The sequence below is a fragment of the Acinetobacter sp. YH12095 genome, from assembly GCF_013419245.1.
In the GTDB taxonomy this organism is placed as follows: domain Bacteria; phylum Pseudomonadota; class Gammaproteobacteria; order Pseudomonadales; family Moraxellaceae; genus Acinetobacter; species Acinetobacter towneri.
This window is the reverse complement of record NZ_VPAL01000010.1, coordinates 49,889-74,790: the sequence shown is the minus strand read 5'-3', so window position 1 is coordinate 74,790 and position 24,902 is coordinate 49,889. Positions and strand designations below refer to the sequence as shown.

At 37.9% G+C, this 24,902-nt stretch carries 17 protein-coding genes and 2 pseudogenes; 3 read left to right on the top strand and 16 right to left on the bottom strand.

Translation table 11 applies throughout. The annotated features are described in order from the left end of the window. Nucleotides 1–96 precede the first annotated feature (96 nt). Together FTU35_RS08580 and FTU35_RS08575 are read right to left on the bottom strand one after the other, a co-directional pair. Nucleotides 97–1,256, bottom strand: a protein-coding gene (locus FTU35_RS08580; RefSeq protein ID WP_154320140.1) for an IS3 family transposase whose coding sequence is annotated in 2 segments (ribosomal slippage) — nt 97–1,022 and nt 1,022–1,256 — 1,161 coding nt in all. Because the reading frame shifts where the segments join, the coding sequence is not laid out codon by codon here. A 23-nt stretch (nt 1,257–1,279) separates the two neighbouring features. Then, on the bottom strand, nt 1,280–1,708 hold the full coding sequence (locus tag FTU35_RS08575) for a hypothetical protein (protein WP_373682995.1): 429 nt from the start codon (nt 1,706–1,708) through the stop codon (nt 1,280–1,282). A 49-nt stretch (nt 1,709–1,757) separates the two neighbouring features. On the opposite strand from FTU35_RS08575, the pseudogene FTU35_RS08570 reads away from it, so the two are divergent. Then, a pseudogene (locus FTU35_RS08570) lies at nt 1,758–2,066 on the top strand (transposase); the annotation flags it as partial. A 49-nt stretch (nt 2,067–2,115) separates the two neighbouring features. Here FTU35_RS08570 and FTU35_RS08565 read toward each other — a convergent pair. From FTU35_RS08565 to FTU35_RS08525, 9 genes are all read right to left on the bottom strand, one after another. Further along, on the bottom strand, nt 2,116–2,640 hold the full coding sequence (locus FTU35_RS08565) for a hypothetical protein (RefSeq protein ID WP_154320138.1): 525 nt from the start codon (nt 2,638–2,640) through the stop codon (nt 2,116–2,118). 494 nt (nt 2,641–3,134) lie between these two features. After that, nucleotides 3,135–6,374 (bottom strand): type I restriction endonuclease subunit R, encoded by a 3,240-nt coding sequence (locus tag FTU35_RS08560; RefSeq protein WP_154320137.1) that lies wholly within the window; start codon nt 6,372–6,374, stop codon nt 3,135–3,137. An 84-nt stretch (nt 6,375–6,458) separates the two neighbouring features. Further along, entirely contained in the window at nt 6,459–6,935 is a 477-nt protein-coding gene (locus tag FTU35_RS08555; RefSeq protein WP_070153126.1) for a hypothetical protein, read from the bottom strand. A gap of 28 nt (nt 6,936–6,963) precedes the next feature. After that, complete coding sequence (locus tag FTU35_RS08550) at nt 6,964–7,497, bottom strand: DUF2939 domain-containing protein (RefSeq protein ID WP_167846516.1); 534 nt, start codon at nt 7,495–7,497, stop codon at nt 6,964–6,966. Between the two features lie 55 nt (nt 7,498–7,552). Further along, nucleotides 7,553–8,668, bottom strand: coding sequence for a restriction endonuclease subunit S (locus FTU35_RS08545; protein WP_104915058.1), 1,116 nt, complete (start codon nt 8,666–8,668; stop codon nt 7,553–7,555). Continuing rightward, the gene (locus FTU35_RS08540; protein ID WP_154320136.1) at nt 8,665–10,212 is read right to left on the bottom strand and encodes a class I SAM-dependent DNA methyltransferase; all 1,548 of its coding nucleotides are present in this window, start codon (nt 10,210–10,212) and stop codon (nt 8,665–8,667) included. Before FTU35_RS08540 ends, FTU35_RS08545 begins: the two co-directional genes overlap by 4 nt. 227 nt (nt 10,213–10,439) lie before the next feature. Then, entirely contained in the window at nt 10,440–10,718 is a 279-nt protein-coding gene (locus FTU35_RS08535; RefSeq protein WP_070153138.1) for a hypothetical protein, read from the bottom strand. A 105-nt stretch (nt 10,719–10,823) separates the two neighbouring features. Next, on the bottom strand, nt 10,824–11,735 hold the full coding sequence (locus FTU35_RS08530; RefSeq protein WP_070153141.1) for a ParB/RepB/Spo0J family partition protein: 912 nt from the start codon (nt 11,733–11,735) through the stop codon (nt 10,824–10,826). 13 nt (nt 11,736–11,748) lie between these two features. Beyond that, on the bottom strand, nt 11,749–12,522 hold the full coding sequence (locus FTU35_RS08525) for a ParA family protein (protein ID WP_094069344.1): 774 nt from the start codon (nt 12,520–12,522) through the stop codon (nt 11,749–11,751). Nucleotides 12,523–13,378: 856 nt separating this feature from the next. On the opposite strand from FTU35_RS08525, the gene FTU35_RS08520 reads away from it, so the two are divergent. Next, a complete protein-coding gene (locus FTU35_RS08520; protein ID WP_094069347.1) occupies nt 13,379–14,551 on the top strand; it encodes a replication initiation protein in 1,173 nt (390 codons plus the stop codon). A 485-nt stretch (nt 14,552–15,036) separates the two neighbouring features. On the opposite strand, the pseudogene FTU35_RS08515 reads toward FTU35_RS08520, so the two are convergent. The 5 genes and pseudogenes from FTU35_RS08515 to FTU35_RS08495 all read right to left on the bottom strand — a co-directional run. Next, nucleotides 15,037–16,148, bottom strand: a pseudogene (locus FTU35_RS08515) (IS66 family transposase); the annotation flags it as partial. Nucleotides 16,149–16,209: 61 nt separating this feature from the next. Beyond that, entirely contained in the window at nt 16,210–16,527 is a 318-nt protein-coding gene (gene tnpA / locus FTU35_RS08510; protein ID WP_257229519.1) for an IS200/IS605 family transposase, read from the bottom strand. A gap of 329 nt (nt 16,528–16,856) precedes the next feature. Further along, nucleotides 16,857–20,045, bottom strand: a complete 3,189-nt coding sequence (locus FTU35_RS08505; RefSeq protein WP_154320135.1) for a tyrosine-type recombinase/integrase — start codon at nt 20,043–20,045, stop codon at nt 16,857–16,859. Continuing rightward, complete coding sequence (locus FTU35_RS08500; RefSeq protein WP_070153152.1) at nt 20,029–22,299, bottom strand: hypothetical protein; 2,271 nt, start codon at nt 22,297–22,299, stop codon at nt 20,029–20,031. The genes FTU35_RS08505 and FTU35_RS08500 overlap by 17 nt, the downstream gene beginning before the upstream one ends. Then, nucleotides 22,286–22,990, bottom strand: coding sequence for a hypothetical protein (locus FTU35_RS08495; RefSeq protein ID WP_094069346.1), 705 nt, complete (start codon nt 22,988–22,990; stop codon nt 22,286–22,288). Before FTU35_RS08495 ends, FTU35_RS08500 begins: the two co-directional genes overlap by 14 nt. Before the next feature lie 686 nt (nt 22,991–23,676). Between FTU35_RS08495 and FTU35_RS08490 the strand changes: the two genes are divergently transcribed. Beyond that, complete coding sequence (locus FTU35_RS08490; RefSeq protein WP_004974297.1) at nt 23,677–24,900, top strand: efflux RND transporter periplasmic adaptor subunit; 1,224 nt, start codon at nt 23,677–23,679, stop codon at nt 24,898–24,900. The last annotated feature ends 2 nt before the right edge of the window (nt 24,901–24,902 follow it).

The window sequence follows — 24,902 nt, the reverse complement described above, 5'->3', positions numbered from 1 at the left end:
CGGGTACTCTAGTGCGTGTACAGAGGGATCTAAATTTACCACGGAGAATTTGGAAAAAAATCGAAGATATACAGGTAGGTGATCTAGTTTTTGATCCTAGACAGTATCGTGGACAACAAATCCCTCTAAATTCTTGAAATATTTCTGTTCAAAGGCTTCTGGGCTTAAACAGCCGTTTGCAGAATGTCTTCTGATTCGATTGTAATAAATCTCAATATAGTCAAACAAGACAGCATTCGCTTCTTTTCGAGTGGCAAATACACTGCCATGGACCACATGAACTTTCAATGTATGAAAGAAGCTTTCGGTCACTGCATTATCCCAGCAGTTTCCCCTGCGTGACATACTTTGAACGCAGTTATTCGTCAATAATAGCGCCCTAAAATCACGACTACAGTACTGTGAGCCTTGGTCCGAATGTACCATGACACCCATTGGATACCCCTGACGAGCCATTGCATAATGAAACGCATCACATACCAATTGACGGTCTATTCGATAGCTGGTTTGCCAACCGACAATACGACGGCTGAATAGATCCAGCATCACACATAAATACAGCCAACCTTGCTTAGTACGGATATAGGTAATATCTGTTGTCCAGATCTTATTGGGTTCATTGACCGTAAATTGACGATCTAACAAGTTAGGTGCTGTAGGCAAACGATGGTTTGAATCAGTCGTATGCTTGTATTTACGTGCAATCCTGCTACGTAAACCAAGCTTTTTAAGCATTCTTCCAACGGTTCGTTCGCTCATGCTGTAACCTAAATCATGCATGTCATGTACCAATGAAGGTGCACCCAATCGTGCATGATGCTGCCAATATACGGCTTTTAAATCATTATATTTCTGCGCTAGATTGGTCTGGCGCTTTCGCCAGGCATAATAGCCTGAAGTGCTGACACCCAGGCATTTACAGACAGAAGATACAGTGACTTCATTCACATCCAGATCTTGAATTACCGTGTACTTTTCTTGGCATGATCTGTCAGAAAGTACACATGCGCTTTTTTTAAGATGTCATTGACTTCCCTAAGCTGTTTGACTTCTTTCTCTAATTCCAATATCCGCTGTTGTTCTGGTGAAAGTTGACGTTTGCTTGAACCCACTGGATTGGCTTCACGAATCCATTTGTCTAAAGTTGAATAACCCACACCTAATTTCTGGGCGATTGCAGCTGTAGGCTCGTGTGAGTTTGAAAGTGCATAATCAATTGCTTGCTGTTTAAATTTGGGATTAAAACGTTTGGCCATTTCTTGGATCTCCAAAGTTAACGTTACGTTATCTTTAGAGGGAAGTACTGTCCATTATTTTGGCTAGGATCAACATGATGAAATAGCTCTCTTAAAATCAAAGGTTCAGCTTGATCAAATGCAATATCCCTAGTCTGAACGATCTGCTTCAAGAATTTATTCACATTGTTGTCGATATGAGTGACTGTGATCTCCTGCCAGATACTAGGCACAATCAGGGCTAAAGGACGTATTTTATAAAAATGAGAGGCAATATTAATCCCATACGGATCAAGATCACCATAAAATGCCAACAAGCAGTTATCCGATACTTGTTCTAATAATTTAACTACTGTTTTAATGTTGGCCCCATGCCCACGATAGACAAACAGGCTCGACTGCCACTCAAGAGGCAACTGCATATACCAATCAAATACCCTATTCATCATGGCACCATTTTCAATAATAATGATGCGCTGTATCGATTGTATGTCATCCCTGGATGAATTTGGTCAAAAGTGAGACGATAAATATCCTCAAATCAGTAAATCATGGCTTGCCAACTGGTCGAATCTCAACACGTTCTTTGCCTATCCAATGGACATTCGCAAGGCGATTTATACCACCAATGCAATTGAATCCTTGAACAGTGTCATTCGCCATGCCACCAAGAAAAGAAAAATCTTCCCAACCGATGAATCTGTGAAAAAAGTGGTATATTTAGCGATTATGGCAGCAAGCAAAAAATGGACGATGCCCATTCAGAATTGGAAAGCTGCCATGAATCGTTTTAGTATCATGTTTGATGAACGTGTAACCAAGTATTTTTAAAACCACATTTACACAGAATTATTTACACCCTCATTAAATAGTGTAATTATCAGTAGATACCAAATTTACAATCTTCAATGGCTTGCATTTTTTTAGTAGTTGACTCAGCCAACGTTTTACGTTGCTCTTGAATTGCAGGGTCACGAGTAAAAATAGGTAGTTCTTTAACTTTAGTCCGATATTCTGTTTCAATTTCATGACACACTTTAATATTTTCTATTGTTTTATTGACAAAATTTTCATCTACTTTTTTGTACTGATTTTTAGAAATACGTAATGTTTGACCATCATCAGATAAATGTAAGGGCATAGCAGCTAAACCATTATTAACCGCTAAAGTATCATCTTTTTTTTCCAATACGAGAGAACTTCCCTCTTTACCATTCACCACATTACTACGAGCAACCACATTTTCTTTAAGAATATAACTATCTTTACCCTCTTTAAAAATTTGCATAATGCGCTTTCCTTGCACATTTTCTAATTGCCAGTAGCCAACCATTTTGTCATGTTTATTACCACAAGCTGATAAAAAAACCGTCGACATTGATAATAAGATTACTAACTTTTTCATAAGTAAACCTCTGAAAATAATAAAGATTCTTCTAAGCACAACTTTTTATAACTATCACTAGTCGTTTTTAGGTTAAACTGAAATATATCAAAAAATAAATAAAATACATACATTTATTTTTAATTGAATTATTTCAAGTGGAAACTACACCCCAAATTTGCTAAATAGGTTTTCCAGCGTTTCAGTTATACAATGTTTTATGAGATCTGGACTAAATTCAACAGCATCATGAAAAGTTAGAACAACAAAATATCCGAAACTATTCCCAAAAGATGTCAAACAGGAAGCCCATTTGAAACTTTACTTAATGGAAAACGAATTTGGGCTGATAAGAATTTAGCCCAAATTTAACCTGACAGGCACAATAAAAAACGGGGAACTGTCAGATCAGTTTTGAGCTAGTATAAGTGAAGGGTTGTCCTTGTTAGCAGCAGTGTAAAAATGCCCCCTTGGTTATGGTTAATATAGCGGTCTTTTTGAACACTATCTGTACCCTATTCTTTTGAACTGGAAAGCTCTTCAGCCAACTGCTCAGCCTGTTCCAATACAGTTTCTGTAGCCAATAAAGCCATATCAGGTGGATAGCCATACTTCTTCAGCAATCTCTTCACGATGACTCTTAACTTTGCTCTAGCAGCTTCCTTGATCGTCCAATCCAAAGTCACATTCTTACGAATAGAATCAGTGAGTACGACTGCAAGTTCTCTCAATATGTCTTTCTGCATCAATTCTCGAGCACTGTCATTGTCTGCTACTGCTGAGTAGAACGCATATTCGTATTCAGTCAGGTTGAGTTCTTCAGCCAGTTTGTCTGACTCCTGAATTGTCTTAGCTAACTTGATCAGTTCATCAATGACTTCTGCTGCAGTAAGTACCTTGTTCTGATAACCCTTAATTGCTGAAATCAACATATCCATGAGCTTCTTACCTTGGGTGACACTGCGTTGCTCTCGTACCTTAATCTCATCACCAAGTAACTTCTTAAGTGTTTCAAGCGCAATGTTCTTATGCTTATAGTCTTTCATCTCCTGCATAAACTCATCAGAGAGAATCGAGATATCTGGTTTCTGAATCCCTGCAGCATCGAAGATATCTACCACTTGCTCTGTGACTAGAGCTTGGTCAATGGTTTGCTTTACCTTGGCTTCAAGCTCAGCATTACTTAAGCCAGAAATCTTGCCTGTACCATCACTAAACTTAGCAAGACGTGCTTTGACTGCTTGGAAGAATGCCACCACTGGTGCAGCTTCCATAGCATGTGGATGAGGTACAGCTAATGCGAATGCCTGTGACATCGCTGTGACTGCTGTCAGGAAGCGAGTCTTCCCTTCTCCTTGATCTACACCAAGGATATGCTCTTCCGCTTCTAAAATGATGTTGAGCTTACGAGAAGTATCTGCAGTGAAGTACTCTTGGTAGTTGAAGCCATGCAAAATGCCATCAAGCACTTCTAGCTTTTCTTGCAGGATCGTTGCAGCTTCATCCTGCACCAATGCAGGATCACCTTTACCACCTGCTTCTGAGTAAAACGATAAGGCTTCTTTCAAGTCAGATGCGATACCAAGATAGTCCACAACCAAGCCACCAGCCTTGTCTTTGTAGACACGGTTGACTCGTGCAATCGCTTGCATGAGGTTGTGACCTTTCATTGGTTTGTCGATGTAAAGGGTGTGCATACTTGGGGCATCGAAACCAGTCAGCCACATATCACGAACAATAACGAGTTTGAGCTTATCATCATTGTCTTTCATACGATCTGCTAAGCGTTGGCGCTGTTGCTTGGTAGTGTGATGTTTAGCAATCACCTCACCATCTGAAGCTGAGGCAGTCATCACAACTTTGATTACACCATCATTCAGATCATCACTGTGCCACTCTGGTTTGATCTTTACAATCTCGTTGTAAAGGTCTACAGCGATCCTGCGAGACATGCTGACGATCATGCCTTTGCCTTGGTTTGCATTGGCTTTAAGACGCTGCTCAAAGTGTTCTACGATGTCCTTTGCAATGGCTTTGATACGTTCTTTACTGCCGATCAAACCTTCGACTCTTGCCCACTTCGCACGTTCTTTTTGAGTTTGGTTTAAGTCATCTTCAGTAAACTGGTCATCAAAGTCTTCAATCAGCTCTTTGCCTTCCTCACTGATGGCAATCTTAGCTAGGCGGCTTTCATAGAAGATACGAACAGTTGCACCATCCTCCACTGCTTGCGAGATGTCATAGATATCTACATAGTTCCCGAAGACTGCAGGTGTGTTTACATCCGTCTTCTCAATTGGTGTTCCTGTGAAACCAAGGTAAGTAGCATTAGGAAGTGCATCACGCATGTACTTGGCAAAACCATAGACAGTACGTTTACCGACAACCTTGCCATCTTCATCTTTGACATCGACTTCCTTGGCATTAAAGCCATACTGAGAACGATGTGCTTCATCTGCAATCACGACAATGTTGGTTCGGTCTGACAGTTGCTCGTAGACGCTAGTGCCATCATCCGGTTGGAACTTTTGGATGGTGGTGAAGATCACGCCACCTGAACCCACCTTGAGTAACTCTTTGAGTTCTTCTCGGCTGTCTGCTTGTCGTGGTGTTTGTCTAAGGAGTTGGCTTGATGCAGCGAATGTACCAAAGAGCTGATCATCTAGATCATTACGATCTGTGATCACAACGACTGTTGGATTATCCAAAGCCAAGACAATCTTGCCTGTGTAGAAAACCATAGACAAAGACTTACCTGAGCCTTGGGTATGCCATACCACACCGGCTTTCTTGTCACCGACTGCTTGTTGCTGTACCAATTCGAGCTTACTTCTACCTTGATGTTGCATGGCAACTTCTGCTGATTTCGAGTCCGAGTTCACTGCAGACGCACGAATAGTCGAGAGGACTGCTGCATTCACTGCATAGTACTGATGATATGCAGCCATCTTCTTGATGGTCTTAATGGTGATTAAGCCATTGGTATCCTCGTGCTTCGTTGATTCATAGACAATGAAGTGTCGAATCATGTCGAGTAGTGTGACTGGATTCAGTAAACCATGAATCAGGACTTCTAGCTGTGCTTGTGTCTTCTTGGCTTTGGTTTGACCATTGTTTGTCTTCCACGCCATGTAGCGACTGTAGTCTGCTGAGACAGTACCTGCTTTCGCCTCTAAACCATCAGAGATGACGTTGAAAGCATTGTAGGTAAACAAGCTAGGGATTTGGCTTTGATAGGTCTGTATTTGCTTGTATGCGCCTTCTACAGTGGCATTCTCGTCTGTTGCATTCTTGAGTTCAATGACCACCAAGGGTAAGCCATTCACATACAAGATAATGTCTGGTCGTCTTGTCCAGCGATCTTCTTTGATGGTTACTTGATTGACGACAAGGAATTCGTTATTGGTTGGATTCTCAAAGTCAATCAACCAAGCATACTCACCTTGAGTGTTACCCTCTTTGCTCACCTCAATGTTAATGCCCTCAGTGAGCAGTCGGTGGAATGCTTGGTTATTACTGAGTAGATCAGGGGATTGAATATTGGTGACTTGCTTTAGTGCTTCAGTACATTTGTCTTGGCTTAAATGAGGATTTAAGCGTTGTAATGCATCAAGCACTTTGTCTTCCAAGATGACCTGCTTATAGCTTCGTAGAGGGTTAGTGCCCTTCGATTCAATCTCAGGTCCATACACATAGGTATAGCCCAATCCCTCTAGTTGCTCTATCGCCATCAGCTCAATGTCTGATTCGGTCATCTTAGTCACTTGATTATTTCCCCCTAAACTTATCCATATAACCTGGACTCATTAATTTTTTATATGATGTAAAGCTAAGAAACCTTATTCATCGTCCTGCACGTTATAGCCATACTTCTGCACAGCATTCTCAATAGCGCCCTCAAACTTATGGCAAACATATAGATAGAGTTCAGCATCTACCATCAGTACTCCAGGAACACCTAAACCATCATTGAGTGGAATCAGAGTCTTTTGTGAACCAATCTGAACTGTTGGTCGTTGGTATGAGCAATTCACAGTGACTTTATGTGGCGATCTATTCCAGTCAATTTTCTTGGCTTCCCACTCACGACTACCGCCCAGCAAGGTGACTTGAATCTTGGATTCAGTCGCTGTCTTATTCAGTTGTTTGTAAGAGACAAACTTGGCGACTGAACAAGGAGAGTGATAACAGGTTTCTATGACTTTACCTTTTTGTATGCCGCTATGATTGAATTTAGCCGGTGCTGCTTGAACGGTTGCAGCAAAGCTAACTACAGCAATCAAGCCAAATCCCATTTGAATCATGCGCTTTATCATTCTGTTTTTCCTCTTTGTTCTCTTTTACTTAATCCATCGGCACAGCGATCTTATTCACTTTCCAACTCAAACCATCACGAACCATTTTGACAGTGACGGCTTTGGAATCATTTGGATGTTGGATCACAACCTCAAAGTCACTGAATGAGGTATAGCGAGTTTTGTACTCTGCTTGATCTTCTTCTTTGGTTTCTGTTGTTGATGCTCCCTGTGATGAATGTGCTGCATCTTTAAGGTCTTTGCCTTGCATCATCATGGTCATCCCTTCAGGTGTGACAAAACCATCAATCATCTTGTCTACCATGGTAGATGCAAGCATGGCACCTAGTGCTGCGAAACCATCATCTTTATGGGTTGCCATCTCTTTCATCATCATGGCATTCATTTGATCTTTGAAGCTCTGACGCACACTTGGATAGTCGATGTACTTGGACACCTTTTCGCTATCACCTACTTGTGCAGCATTCTTGATGTTATTGATGGCAATGTATGGCGAAGCATACAAGTAGCCACAGATCACTACGACTAAGGCAATGATTGCCCCTATAATTTTTTTATTCAATTCAGCCCCCTGAATGTAAAAAAGGTGAAGCCATCAAATGACTTCACCTCAAATGTTATGCAACTTCTTCTGTTTGGTATTGGACTCTGACTTCGCCGCTCATCAGCTTAGGAAGCAAGGTATCTCGTAGTTGTTCAAGTGTTTGGATTTGCTTCTTGTTAGATGAAACCTTTTGCATCGAAGGAGTAATCAACAGCGAATACTCTTCAAGGTAGTCTAAACTTGGAGTCTTAAAAGAGATATTTAACATATCTTCTGGCTTAACCCTTTGATGACTGCCACTGGTTCCCGAAGCACTCATTGCTAATTCATCAATAACATCTCTTGAATTGAATAAGCTATACAAGAACATTAAATGAGATCCTACTTTAGGCTTCAAATTCTGAAACTCTGTTGAACATACATAATTATCTTTGACATCAGTTAATAACCATATACGAGGCACTCTTGGATTCAGCTTTGAGACTAAAATTGAGTTCTCACATACTCTGTACTTATTACTCAGAATTTCCGCACCCAATTCAATAGTAGGCTTTTCTCCTGAATCAAAAGCAGGCAAACTAAAATGATAGTATGTCTTAAGAGGATCTTTTGATGGGTTCACATTGTCTTTGATATGAGTAGCTATATCACTTACTAGTAAATCATCCCAATCCTCTTTCGCTTCCTCAATAAACCATTGACGAAACAGTGTTTCAGCCATGGCTTCCAAAGTCTTGTTCTGACAGTGCAGTAAGTCGATCTTGTCATCTAATGATGAAAGGATTGAGGCTATGGCTTTTTGTTCAGGGAGAGACGGAAAGCATATCTCTTCTTGATGAACATCATTACGGTTAACTCCAGGCACCGCACTTTTGTCACTAAATTTTTCCCAATCCAATGTTTGCAAAAAGTAGTAGATGAACTTTTTGTCATTCCCCTTAAAGTCGTTTACATAAAGAGATGTGTTTAATGGCCAAAATGGTACATCACTGAAAAAAACTGAACCAATGGTTCCATATCGGCCCGTCACAACACCTGATTCATTTACTTTGGCTTCATTATGAAAATCAGCAAAACCTGAAGAAGCAATGATGGGAACACTACCAGAAACACGAGATTGCTTTGGTAAGTCATAACCACGTTTTAGGGTAAAGAAGCTATCTAATCGCCCAACCTGCCACTCACTCATACAACCACCTTTGCTAAGTTCTCAGCAATGGCTTGGTTTAGCTTGGCTTCCTCAGCAAGCTGTGCTTCAAACTCTGCCTTTAAGCTTGTAAAGCGTACCTTGAAGTCGAACTCATCTTCATCATCAGCTAAACCAACATAACGACCTGGCGTCAGTACATAATCAAGCTCAGCGACTTTCTCAAGTGGTACAGATGCACAGAAGCCTGCAACATCCTCATACTCACCACCCTTGTTACGCCAATTGTGGTAAGTGTCTGTGATGAGCTTAATATCTTCATCAGACAAGACTTTGGTTCTGCGGTTAATCAGATGACCTAGGTTACGAGCATCAATGAACAGAATCTCATTGCTACGATCTTGGTATTGGCTTGAGTTAACACGGTCACGACGCATAAACCATAAAGCAGCAGGAATCTGTGTGTTCAGGAACAGCTTGGCAGGTAGGTTCACAATACAGTCGATGACATTGGCTTCTGAAACCAAGGCTTTACGAATCTCACCTTCACCACTGGTCTTAGAGGTTAATGCACCTTTAGCAAGCACAACGCCTGCCTGACCTTTAGGACTCATGTGATACAAGAAGTGTTGCATCCATGCGAAGTTCGCATTGCCTGCAGGTGGTGTACCTAGAGACCAACGAGCATCACCCACTAACTGCTCACCGCTCCAATCAGAGACGTTGAATGGTGGATTAGCAATGATGTAATCCGCTTTCAGGTCTTTGTGTGCATCATTCAGGAATGAACCCTCAGAGTTCCATTTCACATGCTCTGAGTTAATGCCACGAATGGCTAAGTTCATCTTGGCCAAACGCCAAGTTGTCTGGTTACTTTCTTGACCATAGATGGAGATGTCGTCCACTAAACCCTGATGCGATTCTACGAATTTCTCAGACTGTACGAACATACCACCTGAACCACAGCAAGGATCGAATACACGTCCTTTGTATGGCTCTAGCATTTCAACCAATAAGCTCACGATGGATTTAGGCGTGTAGAACTGCCCACCTTGCTTACCTTCAGCTAAAGCGAACTCACCTAGGAAGTACTCGAATACGTGTCCTAAAACGTCGGCAGAGCGATCTTTTGCATCACCTAGGGCAATGTTACCAATGAGGTCTATCAGCTCACCTAGGCTCGTAGGATCGAGATTTTGACGTGCATAGACTTTAGGTAGTACACCTTTGAGCTGAGGGTTCTCATTCTCAATGGCTTCCATTGCATCGTCTACAATCTTACCAATGGTGACTTGCTTTGCTTGGTTTAACAGGTATGACCAACGTGCGATCTCAGGAACGAAGAAGACGTTGTATGCAGTGTATTCATCACGATCTTCAGGATCAGCTCCTGCAAACTCTCCCTCACCTTCAACCAATAGGTTGTAGTGAGCTTCAAATGAGTCAGAGATGTACTTGAGGAAGATCAAACCAAGGACTACATGCTTGTACTCAGCAGCATCAATGTTCTTACGAAGTTTGTCTGCAGCTTTCCAAAGAATGACCTCAATGGGTTCTTGTTTGGTTTGCTTTGGAGTACGTGCCATGGAATTGTCCTGCAATGAATAGGTTATCTAGTTTTAGTTAAACCAATAGTACCCAATAATACGCTCGTGTGTAAGTATTGATACGTCATTTCTTGTCGTACAATTTAAGTATTAAAAAAGTGTAGCAAGTTGCTACACTTTTCAGACTAATCACAAACCCCACTTTAGCGATCGTTAAAGTGGGGGTATTTTCTAAACTTCTATCGCTTATTCATAGTGATTTATTTTTAAGCGTATTGATGGCTAAAAAATACAATAAAAATTAACTTCGATAAGTGCAAGGCGATTTTCTTCAAGTTTTGTGCTGTAACTGACAGTAAACATTGCTGCGTTACTTGCATAACAGAGACCCTGTAATTATTTTGCAACGGCAAAATTCGTTCAACAGTCTCCTTATCGGGACAATATAGATGCGCGACACGTTCATGAATGATATTGAGATCAATCGCTTTGTCTATTTTACGTATAAGATAATTTTTAGGAATAAACTCTTCTAGCGTAACCATATCAATTTCAGTTTGGGTGGTATAATTTTTCGCATGTGATAATTATAAAAAATTCTCACGTAAGTGTGAGAGTTTTATGAGCAAACTGAAAAGTGTAGCAAGTTGCTACACTTTTTCACTTTTCTGAATAAGCTGTTTTAAAAAATCTTCTAGTTGTAAAAGACTAGCTTCATCAATTTCTGAAATTTTAAGAGAGATATTGAGCTGTTTTTGATTCAGTTTGATATTTCCAGCAACCTTACCATCATATTCGATTTTTCTTACCACTGATGTCGTGGTTACTTTTTCTGGATCTTGACTCAATAGTTTTTCAGCATAAGAAGTAACTTTGCTTTGCTCCAGTTTTTTTTCTTTTAATTTCTCCCAAGCACCGAGTAAAGCTGTTTCCGCCTCCGAAAGTTGCTCTATATGATCCGATAAAAATTTCTTGAACGCTGTTGCAGCAGTACGACCGACTAGACCTGGCTCCAAATCCAGGTCATTCAACATTGCTTTAGGCAGCTTTTCATACGATAGATATTTGTACATATCTTCGCGATTTAAACCCAATGAATTAGCTAAACGTTGCTTGTTCTTCTTCAACTTTTCATCAAGTGAGTTCAAACCAATAAAAATTTCATAATCTGTCAGATCTTGACGCTTTAAATTTTCAGCTAGGGTTAACAAAGATGCTTCTTCATCATTAGCATCAATGATAATGGCTTCAATCACCGACTTGCCGAGTAATTGATGCGCCCGTAAGCGTCGCTCGCCTGCAATCAGTTCATATTTCAGATTATCAAGTTTACGCACTGTAATGGGCTGCAAAAGGCCGATTTCATTAATAGAATCCGCCAGTTCTTTTAATTGAGAATCTTCAAATACTTTACGCGGTTGGTTGGGACTGCGACTGATATCCTCAATAGGAACATTACGTCTAAATTCTTTTAGCTCTTTAATATTGTCTTTCTGTGCTTGCTGATGTTTTTCTGTATTTTGTTTCAATTTTTGAGCTAAAAGCTCTTTAGTGCTTGCCATAATACTCTCAGGTTTAAACTTTCGCTACAATTTCATAAGCAAGGCTTTCAAAAGCCTTACGTACTTTTGAATTTTTTTCTACTTTCAAAAGTGGCTGTTGCAGAATTGCTGCTTGATTAACTTTAGTACTTTGAGGAATGGTAGTTTGTAAAATTTTTCCAACCTGTTTTAAAGCTTCATCCCGAATCAATTTACAAACATTCTGACGTTCATCATGTTTAATCAGTAAAGCGCCTAAAAGCTCTAAATCTGGATTAATACGTTTTATCTTTTCAAGATGGTTTAAAAGATCTGTTACCCCATACAGTCCATATTGTGATCCAGATTCGATAGGGATAATGACATGTGTTGATGATGCTAAGGCATTACTGGTTAATAGTTTAAGACTAGGTGGGCAATCAATTAATATGAAGTCGTAAAGATCTTTTAACAGTTCTAGCTTGATGCTTAATTCTTCTGAAGGACGAGGAGCTTCTTCTTTAAGCTGGTCTTCAGTTTTTCCTAAATTTAATGAGCCATAAATTAATGATACTTTTTCAAAGTTTGTTTCTTCTTGTAATGCATCAGCTAATAATGAAATATCACCAACGAGTAATTCTGCTGAAGTAACAACAATTTCGCTTGGATGTTGGATCCCAATGTGTAAACTTGCGTTTGCTTGAGGATCTAAATCAATGACTAAAACTTTATTGCCAAGATTTGCAAGTTCAGAGGCTAGATGTACAACGGTCGTTGTTTTGCCACATCCACCTTTGTGGTTAGCAACCGTAATAATTTTTGCAGACATACGTGTCAGATGCTTCCGTATTTGAATGTTTAACAATATAAATAACTTTCACTCATCATACTATAGTTTTTAAATTTATAAATCTTATTTATTTAGGTGTAAAACAACTTAAAAAACTAATTTTTAAATAAGCTAGCTTAATTAATAATTAGTATAATTATTTATTTAGCTAATTAATAATTAAGACTGTTTTTTTGCTATATAAAACAAATGCTTATAAGTTTAAAAGTGGAGGGCTTGTCACCGTAAAGTGGAAGGTTTGTCACTCAAAGGTGGAAGGTCTGTCACTCAAAGGTGGAAGGTCTGTCACTCAAAGGTGGGAGGTCTGTCACCGTAAAGTGGAAAGTTTGTCACAAGAGTGGAAGGTTTGTCACTACTATTTTTAAAAAGGTTATATTTTTTAAAAAACTCTTGCAAAAATAAATACTTAATTTGTTGATAAAGTTGGCTAAACAATCTTTAAGGGTGGAAGGTTTGTCACTATGTGTTAGCACCCTGTGGATAAATTTTTTTTATTGGATATTTCCTGATGATTATCTATTCATTTATACCTTTCAAATCTAATGAAAGGTGGAAGCCTTGTCACATCTAGGTTTCTATCTGACATAGCATACCTAAATTTGGAAGAAATAAGTGAAAATGGGTATTTTGAACTGTTAGTTTAGAGCTAAAGGTGGAAGGTCTGTCACTATATGGTGGAAATAATATATTTCATTCCACTTTAAGGACAATAAATCGTCAAAAATGCATATTTCTGATGACAAGCCTTCCACTCTTAGATTCTTGTGGTGAAAGTCTTGAAAGTTTTTCCACTTTTGTATATAAAAATAGAATTAAATATATAAATATCACGGTTATGACAGAATCAGAATCATTGCAAGAAGAATTGAATCATATTCCTTACTGTATAGGCAATATTCGTCATAATGGCGTTGTTAGCACTAGTAACCGCTTAATTCGCCCAATTGAGTTATCAGCCAATGAATATAAGGCGCTCCTATATGCAATGGCTGTTGCAAATTATAGTGAGAAAAATAGGGTAAATGGTGAAATCACAGAACAAACCTATATTTATCTGTATAAGGATGATTTGGCAGATTTACTAGGATTGAATAAACGCAATTCGATTAATGTTGCAATAGACCGGATTTATAAAGAACTTTCATCTAGGGTGGCTCATTTTATTATTGAGGAACCTACTGATGATGGTAAGAGAAAGACTAAAAAAGTACATTCTGTCGTTCCTATTATCCGTGAGTTAAGATGGGAAGATGATTCTAAAAATGCCATTCAGATTCGTTTTACCAGTGAGGTGTTACCGTATTTCACGCAGTTGGCTGGGGGGAATTTCACCACCTATCAATTGAAACATCTGTTTGCCTTGGATTCTGTTGCTAGTATGAGTCTTTATACGTATTTCATTAAAAATGAATTCAAGTACGCAAGCCAAAAGAGTTATGAAGTCCCAATGCTTTTAGAAAACTTGAAAGCTCTGATTGATATTAATGAAACTAAATATGATCGCTGGGTAGATTTTAGACGCTATGTATTAGATAAAATAGTTGCAGAAATTAACGAAAATACAGATCTACAACTAGAGTATGAAACCATAAAAAAAGGGCGCCCAATTGTGGGGGTGAATTTTAAACTGCATCAGCGTATTACTGATAAAACACTAAATGAAACTGCTGTAATTGAAAAAATTTATCTTGATGTTCCATTTGAAGAGAATGCATTAGTAAAAGAATTGGGGGCAAAATTCGATACGAATGTACGTTCCTGGTACATTTTTAATAATGATGAAAAGTATTCGCAGTTCAAGAAGTGGTTTAAAAAAATTGGTTGTCTCACTGACTCTCAAGCAAATATTGTTATTAATGACACTTTATTCCAAATGGATTTTGCTGAAGTTGGTATGAGCTTGAATGACTTTAAACGTAATATGAAGCATAAACTAAAAAATAATCCGGAATTTGTACAAAGTATTCGTGATAGGCTGAATGATATTTTTGGTAAAGAGCTTGTCTAAGGAAAAGTGTAGCAACTTGCTACACATTTTTTAATGTATCACTGAAGAATTCAAGTACTAAGAAAATTGGATACAAAATATCTGTGTGTATAGCTGAATGAAAAATAGTTAAAAGAATAGATATTATTTTTAGATTTTACACTTTTGTTGTTCCTCATATATTTTTGCAGAAAAAAGTTTTTCAGTGCTCAAAAAATGGTGTGGTTAAGATAGGGAGATCAACCAAGTTTTAAGTATATAGAGTAATTTAGATAAAAAATTACTAAATATTTTTATAGCCTTTGTATAAAGCAGCGGATCATGAAAACTATTAAAATAGCCTAAGCTTATTAGCTTTGTTGTAAAAATTTACTCTGAGATGCTTCTTAAGCTAGATATTTGATGCTGTTGCGTCTAGCCACAAATGATAAGCTAAAGACCGTTTTAGCTAAAGATGATGACGATCAACTTGGCGATACCATTGATTTGTAAGTGTCCTCTAAACTCTATGCCAATCTTTTAATTTGGATCACTTTGTATGTCGGCAACTTTTGCAGTACACCATTTAAATAGGCATACAGATCTAGACCATTCAACTTTGCTGACTGGATCAATGTCATGATGTTAGCAACTCGCTGACCACTGCGCAGTGATCCAACATACAACCAGTTCTTACGACTTAAAGCCCAAGGGTGCATTTGGTTCTCCACCAAATCATTGTAAATAGATAGATTACCATCATCTGAATAGCGGCTTAAGGCTTGCCAGCGCTTTAGAGTGTAATTGATTGCCTTAGCGGTGGTAGAGCTTGATGGCACCATCAGATGATGTTGGTTGAGCAATTCATATAGTTGTTGCATCACTGGTTGACTATGCCGTTGCCGGTATTCGCAGCGTTGTTGCGCTGTACCGTCGGTCTTGTGCCTTAACTCTGCTTCTATCGCATACAATTTCTGAATCAGCACCAGTGCCTGTTCAGCAATCTGACTTTTCCCAGTGATATGCAGTTCATGGAATTTACGACATGCATGTGCCATGCAACCTACTTCAATGATCTGACCTGATTTGAAATGTGCTTTATAACCACTGTAATCATCACAGACCAGATGTCCCTGCCAGCCATTCAGGAATTCTTCTGCATGCAGACCTGAACGGTTTCTTGAAAGTCATAGATCACCCCCTTGCTGCAGCACCACCTGTTTTAAGGCATTGACCAGAGGTTCAAGTGTCTACACCACAGCGACCAATCCAATCTGACAGGGTGGATCTAGATAGATCTACACCTGCGCGCAGAAAGATCTGTCGCTGACGATACAGCGGTAAGTGATCAGCATATTTGGATACCAGCACATGGCTAAGTAACTCAAGTGTCGCAATACATTTATCGATCACATAGGCAGGCATCGTTTGCTGAGTCAGGGTGTCACATTGATCACAAACCCATTTACCACGCACATGCTGTTCTTTATAGAACTGCGCTGGTCTGAAATTCAATTTTTCACTGATATTCGCCGATACGACGCAGTGTGCACCCACAGATGTATTGCGTTGATGCAGATTCATGCTCAATACGTACGGTTGCTAAATGATCTGGGAGTAGTCGACGTTTATGTTTATTTATCCAATGAGCCGTAAAACACCCTCATTTATGGAGGTGATATAAGGCTCGATTTTTAATTCTAATGAGGTGATTGTTGTTGCTCGATGTATTGTTTAATAATTTCTAATGGCGCACCACCGCAACTTGAAGCAAAGTAACTTGGCGACCATAAAGAATCACCCCAAAGTTTGTTTTTAATTTCAGGAAAGTCTTTTCTAAGGTGGCGACTAGATAGACCTTTTAAGCTATTCACTAAATTTGAAATAGCAACTTTTGGTGGGTAATTAATTAATAAATGAACATGATCATCCTCCCCATTAAATTCAATCAATACAGCATCAAAATCCAAAGCCCGATATTGGCAATAGTCACCAACATAATATACATTAAATTGTATAAATTGCTGTGTATATAAGTACAATGAAATAAACAACTTACGTTTTCAAATATTTTTTATTGGAATTAATTTTTATTAAGATCGTTTAATTGTGGTCACATAAGTTTTTAAAAATTTACCAAATTATCACCAACATAATTTTGTGATGATTAATTAGGTAAACCGAATGGTAAAAAATCAGGTTGATGGAATTATATATGGCCAGCCTAGGCTTTTATCAGCATTAATTAACTGTATAACCCCCAAAAAAAATTAAAACAGACACTCACCATTAAAACTTAGGTGTAGCACGAGAGTTAAGCAGTATCCGTTACGATGATTTATTGAAGTCATTTTATTTCTAACTGCAATTGAGCAGGCCTACCAATGCAAGCCAGATGTAAACAAAATTTAAAAGCCGGTAGTGCTTTGCCTTGTTTTAAGGAATATAGCTGTAAGCGTGCATTATTTTCTTTTGTTGTTGGGTAACCTTCTAGTTTCTGATTTGCCTTGGCAAGTTTGAGTAGATTCGGCGTAATTTCTTTGTTTAAAAAATTAACCATATCTATTCCAAGTAAATGCCACATGTTGGCAGGAAACAGATCTTTGGCCGCATAGTAGAATTTTTCCAGATTCTGAATATTTTTCCGCGTTGAATGTAAACCTGTATGTGAAGCAGTTACGTGATTAATAAAGAATTCTAAGACATACCTAATATTTTCAGGTGACTTTTGATAGCAGGCTTGTAGATAGTTAAAAAAATGTGTGACCAATAAAAGGTCCTCATTAGTATCAATCATTGACGGTTTGATGTATTGCAGTTCGGTTATATGAAAAAGTCTTGGATTGTTTTTTCTAGATTTAAGTTGTTTGAGTTGGATTGCATTGTCATACCAATACTTGATGAGCTCATGAGATAGGCAAAGTTCTTGTGCTACGCGCTCCGTATCATATTTGTATAACTCTAATAAGCAGAGTGCCTTATAAAATAGATCAAGATCGATTTTAGATTCTGGAGTCGCGACAAAATAGTCAAAAATACAATGTTCTTGCGTTTGATTTACCTCTAATTCTGCATGTAGTGTGTGAGCATTGCTCGCTATCCATTTTTCTTGATTGTTTAGAAGGAGTTTACAGAGCGTTGTAGCATGCATTTCAAAATTGAATTCAGACTGATCATTGAGCGATTTTAGAAAATGTAACTCTTGTGTTGAATTGCTTATCCCCAGCATTTTCTTAACCAAACCATTGCTTAGTAATGGGCGATATTTGGAAAATTGATAACCTGCAATAAAGTAAGCTACATGAATATAACTTTTAAAGGTCTCGATGGGTTCGAGATGCCCCAAAAGATGTGCGATGATAATCCAATGATTTTGATCAATTGAATTACGTAATAACTCAGCCCTGAGCTGATTATATTCAACTTCCGTATAGTCTGTGAGGCTATCAGACAAAAAATGATAATCACATTTAAAAATTAATGCTAAATGATTTGCTGCAGAATGTCTAAATGAATGAAATGTATAGTGATGTTGCTTGAATAACTGATCCATAAAATTTTTAAAGGGTGCAGTCAGCATGTGCTGGCTGAGTTTCTTATTCTCATTGAACTGACTGAATAAATAATCATTCGGTTTTTTTGTTAACCGCTGTTTGACAACATATTGATGAAATTGTTGATACTCAGATGCTTTGAGTAAGCAATACACGGGCACGCTACGTTGCGCGCTGTCAGTCTTTAATCTGTGTTCATTGCCTATTTTTTCTGACCCATATGGCTTGACCAATAATGATATTCTGTTTAATCCTTCAGTATCTTTGATACGTAAACCAATCATTTCATTAATTCGCATCCCAGTTCTGTAAGCAAGCGTATAAATAAGACTAAGATTTTCATAGTCATGTTGAGAGATGATATTTTGTAGATGTGCTTGTTGAAGTTTTTTGATTAACAGTTGAAATGTGACTGGGCTGATAATACGTGTGCGTGGTCTGGTTTGTTGATCCAGCGTCTCTAAAGTGAATGCTGGGGCATCGAATAGTTGTTCTTGAAATTGATGAAAACGTTTGAGTGTTTTTACAATTTGAGCAGCCGATTTTTTAACAGTATCTTCGAGCAGACTTTCAGCAATACAGTTATTTTGATAAATCTGTGCATATATTTTTTGCAGGCGTGTTTCTTCATCGTCCTCAGAAAATTGATATTGTAAAGAATAGATTAGCCAAGGCTCACCAATTCGAGTGTAGTATGTGTAAATTGAGCTTTTGGCTAACTGGCTATTGTTGGAAATGATTTTAGCAAAAATTGTAGCGCAAAAATCAAATCTCTGAGCTAGCAGATCTATATCTTCTTGAGGTGGTTTAAAGAGACTAATTAACCACAGGGTGATTCGTTTACTGTATTCATTAAAGAGTTTTGCATTCTCCATACAATAATCGATCATGAGTTGATAGATTGGGGCATCTGTTTGGCGAAGACGAATAATTTTTAATAAGTCTTTATGAATTTTTAGTACATCTTTTAGTGCATCTTGCTCATGATGCAAATAAACAGTTTGTGGAGGTAAATTCTTAGACTGATGAATGACTTCAGTAGTGAGCTCATGCTTATATTTAAATTTTGGTTGCACAAAACGCTCAAACTCTTGTTCGGGTAAACCACAACTGAGTAAATTCCCGATGAGGCATTCAGAGAGCGCCGGATCTATATCTACGTTGGGAAGCTGTAACCAGTTGTAGCGAGCATGCTGAAGTAAATGCGATAAGCTATTTTTTTTAAACTTTTTCTTTATTTTTCGAAAGATATACTCAAGATAGCCCTCTACGGGAAGATGAACATGTCGAATATCTCTCAGATTAAAATGTATTAGCCACAGACGTGTGACGGGGTCTGGAATAAAATTTCTAGATTTTCGAACAGTATATTCATCAATAAAAATATCGCCATAATGATTAGAATGGGATTCTAAAAAAAGAATATTAAGGTCTTTATAATGGCGTACTTTTACTGGATTTCTGAGGTGTTCAAGCAAGGCATTAAGTTCAGCTTTTTCATTTAAGCCACCAAATAGAATGGCAGACAATATAATATTGCCCACGATTTCCTCATTTGAGAATGAGTCACAGCTTTCAGCCAATTCCCAATAATTATAAAGCTGTTGTACGAGGTCATTTATTTCATGACCATCGGCATTCCAGCTCATGGTCACGATAGGCTTATCTCTTTTAATATCTAAAACAGCATGAGGCAGCTCTAAATCCAAGCGATGCTGAGCATTTAACTCTTTGATGTAATCTTCAAAAAAATCATATGCAAACTTGATCCACTTTTTACTCGTAGAGTTTTTCTTGATGTGGCTATAAACCTCGCCGTAATCACCTAGCAAATGTGGATTCTGATCAAACTGCTGTTCTGAAAAATATTTGCGGAGTGAAGCATGAACTTCATTTTGAATTTTTTGTTCATTTAATTGTCGAGTAAGTTCTCGTTTCTTTTCGGCAAACAGTTGATCTGCTTTTTTAAGCGATGAGGACATTTAAATTCACTCCAATAATTTCAAAATATTCCTGCATTTCATTTAAATGTGTTGCGAGCGCGCGATATTGGTTCAGAGACAAACTAGAAAATGGATGTGCGGCTTCCTGTTGGAAGGCTTCATGTCCAAAAAGTGCAAGTATTAAAGGCTCGGGGATTTGTTTGTTGGTGAGAAAGGCACGTGTTGTATGGCGGTGCCAGTTGGGATGTGCTAACCCAACTTCAGGATGAAAGTCACGCACATTGGAAGGTGTAAGCGGAGTGAGTGTGCCATTTTGTAAAAGATTTAACAGAGGCTGTTCATTATTAAATATGGCATCAATTTGGGCTGAGATTTCGCGGTTAATCGCCATGTAATGTTGTTGGATATGTTCGAGGAAACGAAGATATTTCTTTAATTCACCGATGAGAAATGCACAAAGTGGAATCAAGCGTCCAAAGCCACGTCTACCACCGACCTCTTTGTCAGACAGCATAATTGTCTGTTGCTGAAAACTTATATTATTCAAAAAACCTGGAAAGTCCCGAACAGGTCGTGCAGCGGTAAACAAAAGTAGGATATGCCACATCCAAATGCTATAAGCATTAAAACTTTCTACCCAGTCGTTATCTGAAGTCGTATAAATTTTGGTGTAAAGATAGAAAAGGATGTCCTTTATGACATTTTTACTTGGTGCTTTTTGGCTACCAAAGCAGATGGACTGATCACTATAGACAATATCACCGTAGTCATTTTCAGCGAGCTGTGTACATAGTTCAGATAAAACTTTGACATAATTTTTTTGTAATTTATTTACATTGTAATGGCAGTAAGAGCTTGAAGAAGAGTGACTTGCATCTACACCAGTGATGATGTCAGCAAGTTGCCTATTGCCTGTTTTTTGCAAAATAACATGATGCAGTAATGAGCTAGTTTTTGATAAGTTCAGCTGAGGAATTTTGACTTCATCTTTTATTATTCTAATTTTTTTCTTTAGCTCATCTTCAGTGATGATTGGTTCTGCTTTGATACGATCAATAAAGTGATTTGGGATAGGGATATCTAAATGAACGGTGTTATTGATCAGTGACTCCGGATATTCAAACGTTGCATCTTCAAAAATGCTGAATTTGGTTGAGAGATAGTATTGGTCACTTTGCAATTTAATGACTTGGCGATGATTTAATCTTTTTACACGCCTTTTTTGAAAATTTAACCAGTCTTTAAAGCCAACGCCTGTGATTAAGCAAAGTAATACAACGAGCACGCTTTTATCATTATGTTTTTTATCATCATGATACAGGTATGTAATTAGGTCAGAAATAGTATAAACACTTGGGAGTAAACAACTTGCAGTGAGCAAATGATCTTGTCGTTGCATATGTTTTGGAATTAACGAAAGTGCCATACGTTGGGCATTTTTAGAATGTCTGGCAAGTGGTGTAATCTGATCTGCTTGAACAATAACAGAGGGGTCTTCTTGCTCGTCAAGGGCTTGCTCATTAGCTAAACCTCTATTACTTTTTTTAGTCTCAATGATTTCGTTAATAGTTCCATCGGTATCCCATGTACGATATTGCAGTTTACTATCTACACTTGATTTGGCAATTTTTGGACGGCTTTTTAGTACATAATTGAATGCAATACGTAATTCATCACAGAAATTTTTCTGAAAATCATTTAGTTCTTGATCTGCTTCAGGTTGAAGAGCAGACTCTACAAATTGCTCTAATGATAGAAATAAAGCAGGGAATTTAAGAGTTAAGAATGCTTGATAATCTAATGCGTGAGCATCTTTTTTTTTTGCAAAAAAAGACTTGTTTGCAACGCGGAAACGCTGAAATAAGCGCTTAATCGTATTGAGATGCTCTGTATGTTGTTTTTCAAATAAATCTGGTTTGATCTGCGGCAATGCTAATAAATATAGTGCTGCTTTAAGGACGAGCACATTCCAGGTGAGTAGTTCCGTGTGCGCATGATAAATGCTGGCAATACTGTTGATGTAATACGTGATTGGGGAATCACCAATTTTAGATTTTCTAGACGCTTGGAGAGTAGCGGGAATGCGAGGTGGTGAACTTGTAGAAATATCAGATTCAATCTCACTGAGAACAAGCCCCTTAAGATAATCTGAGCAGTCATGGTAAACCAATAGATCTGCGATAAAGTTAATATGTGCATGAAGACACAAATCCTCTGCATTAAAAAGCTTTTTTAATAAGTCTGATAATAAAATTTTGGGTTGAGGAAGGGGCTTAGTTTCACTTTCGTGCATATGAACAATTCCAAAAATCTGTTGGATTTGGTGAAAAATCATTTTGATTTAAATAATGATCGACGACTTTTGATTGCTTGCTGACTTCGTCAAGTAGATGCTGGCGACGTGCATGGATTTTTCTGTTTCTATTGTGGAGTTGTGTATGGCTAAAATTGAGTAACTTACCAAGCCCCTCAAGACTGAGCGTTTTATGTGCTTTGAATGAATGTAAGCGATTAAAGTCGAGTAAAACTTCAGTCGAAATATATCGGTTGATCGCTTGCTGAAGATGCTGCGGATTTAAATTGTGTATATCAAAAGTATTTGCTTGCAAAAAACTTAAGAATTCAAAGCTTGCATAGTGTTTGAGTTGTTGTTGTAAGTTGGCATCAGGTGGGAACGTATATACATGTAATTCCTGAGGTGAAGGCGGAAGCTTCATGTGATGCAGGTACAAATCAAAATTATCAGCGATCCAGAAATTGGATATTCCTGCTATAGACCAAACATTGAGTTTGTTTGATGCTAAACGAAAATGAGAAGTTAATCGTAGAGCTCGAAAGGCCATGTGATAGCAGTGATGAATGCCAGCAAAATCTGGATGAGTGTTTAATGCGAGTTTAGAAAGATCTCGCTTGAAGATAATTTTGGGGTTATCAAAATTAAATGAACATTCAGAAGTTACTTGTTTACGCGTTCCACGGCACATATTTAGATTATTAAAATATAACTATGATACATTTCTACTATTTAACTGTTTACTTTTCAAGTAATCTAACGGTATTTATTGTGTAAGTGTAGAAAAGTAGACACAATTTATAGTTTTGGTGTGCATAATTTAATTTGGTTCTATTTTTATTAGTAATATTTTTAAGCTATTACCGAGGTTGGGATTGATTGATTGTATGGCTGTGATTCCTGCTACAAAGTAGTAAAAGTTAGATCATAAAAATTTACCCCAACCTTGGCAAGGTCACCGAGATTTATTCCATTAAATGACCTTAATTATAAGTATATGATTTGATTACTGGTATATAGTTTTTGGTGGAGTAAAATTTTGATCAATTTAGATCATTTAATGTGGTTTTGGTCACTTCATTTTAGACATTTTAGTTTATAAAAGTCACCTATGTTTTGATGCTGATTTTCGTGAGAAATAATAACAATATATAGTTTAATATAATGATTATTAATAATTTATAAATCGACTACAACATGTAGTAGCGAAGATGCTCAAAATGCACTTACTACGTAACATCAGTTAAATAAAAGTCTCCCACAAACCCAATACGGTTCACTTGGGCCTATGCAGTCTGAAATAGGTTTATAAACTTAATCTGATCTTAAGAACTTAATCTTAGCTTTGTAGAGAAAATCTCTTGAAGGATGAAACGAGTGGATCAGCGAGTAGATGTACTAAATTTTAAAAAACTATTATATCTAATGAGCGTCTTGATCTTGATTAGCCTTGGGCTATGGTGGGGAAGTAAGCTGCTCTCGAATAAAAATATAGAGGCTAAAGTAGAGAGACAGGTTTCAGAGGCTGAGAGGAGTCCTGAAGTCTCAGAGCAACAAATCTTAATTTCTTCAAAACAAATTGAGCAAGTTGGGATCAAATTACACACATTAGGTGCTTCTTCTACTAACATACAAAAACAAATTATTTTACAAGGGCAAGTACAGTGGTCACCAGAAAGCAAAGTTGTACTGACTAGTCCTGTTTCAGGAATGGTGCAGCAAGTTTTGGTACAACCCTTGGCAGAAGTTACCCGGAATCATCATGTACTTGCTGTACATAGTCCAGATTTAATTCAGATTCAAAATGAAATATTGCAGCTTCGTGCTCAACAACAATTAGCCCAGCAAAATTTAACACGTGAACGTAGCTTATATGCTGAAGGCATTATTGCCGAGAAGCGTGTGCAAGAGGCACAGAATCAAGTACAGCGTCTTAATATTAACTTAGGTGCAAAACAGCGAATGCTGCAATTTATGGGAGGAGGGCAGGTAAATAGTCTAAATTCCATTGTCTATGTTAAAAGCCCAACAAGTGGTTATATAGAAAACTTACAGGTTTCTACAGGTCAGTATGTTGAGGCTGGTACAGTATTAGGTCAACTTGTAAACGCTGATTCACCGTTACAATTGTTATTACAAGCTAATTTAGCTGACAGTAAATATGTGCATATTGGGGATGTTGTTCAGGTTGAAGGTTGTGATATTACAGGGCATATACAAAATATCGCTCCAGCACTTGTAGGGAATACACAAACTCAAAATATCATCGTACAAATGGATACCAAACATAATTGTTTGCGGGTGCAACAATTTGTCAAAGTTCATGTTCAAAGTAAGCAGCCAACAGTAATTGCAGCATGGCCAGTACCAAGTACTGCCATAACCTCACAAGATGGTAAACACATTATTTTTGTTAAAAATCAGAAGGGGTTTGAAGCTGTAACGGTTGAAGTTCTATCAGCTGATCAGCAGCAAAGTTATATTACAGCTGAAAAATTAAAACCCAAAATGCAACTTGCTATCAGTGGTGTAGAGCGTCTCAAGGCGGTGTGGTCTGGCTTTGGTGCAGAGCAAGCACCTATTAGCACTACAGAACGTTGAGG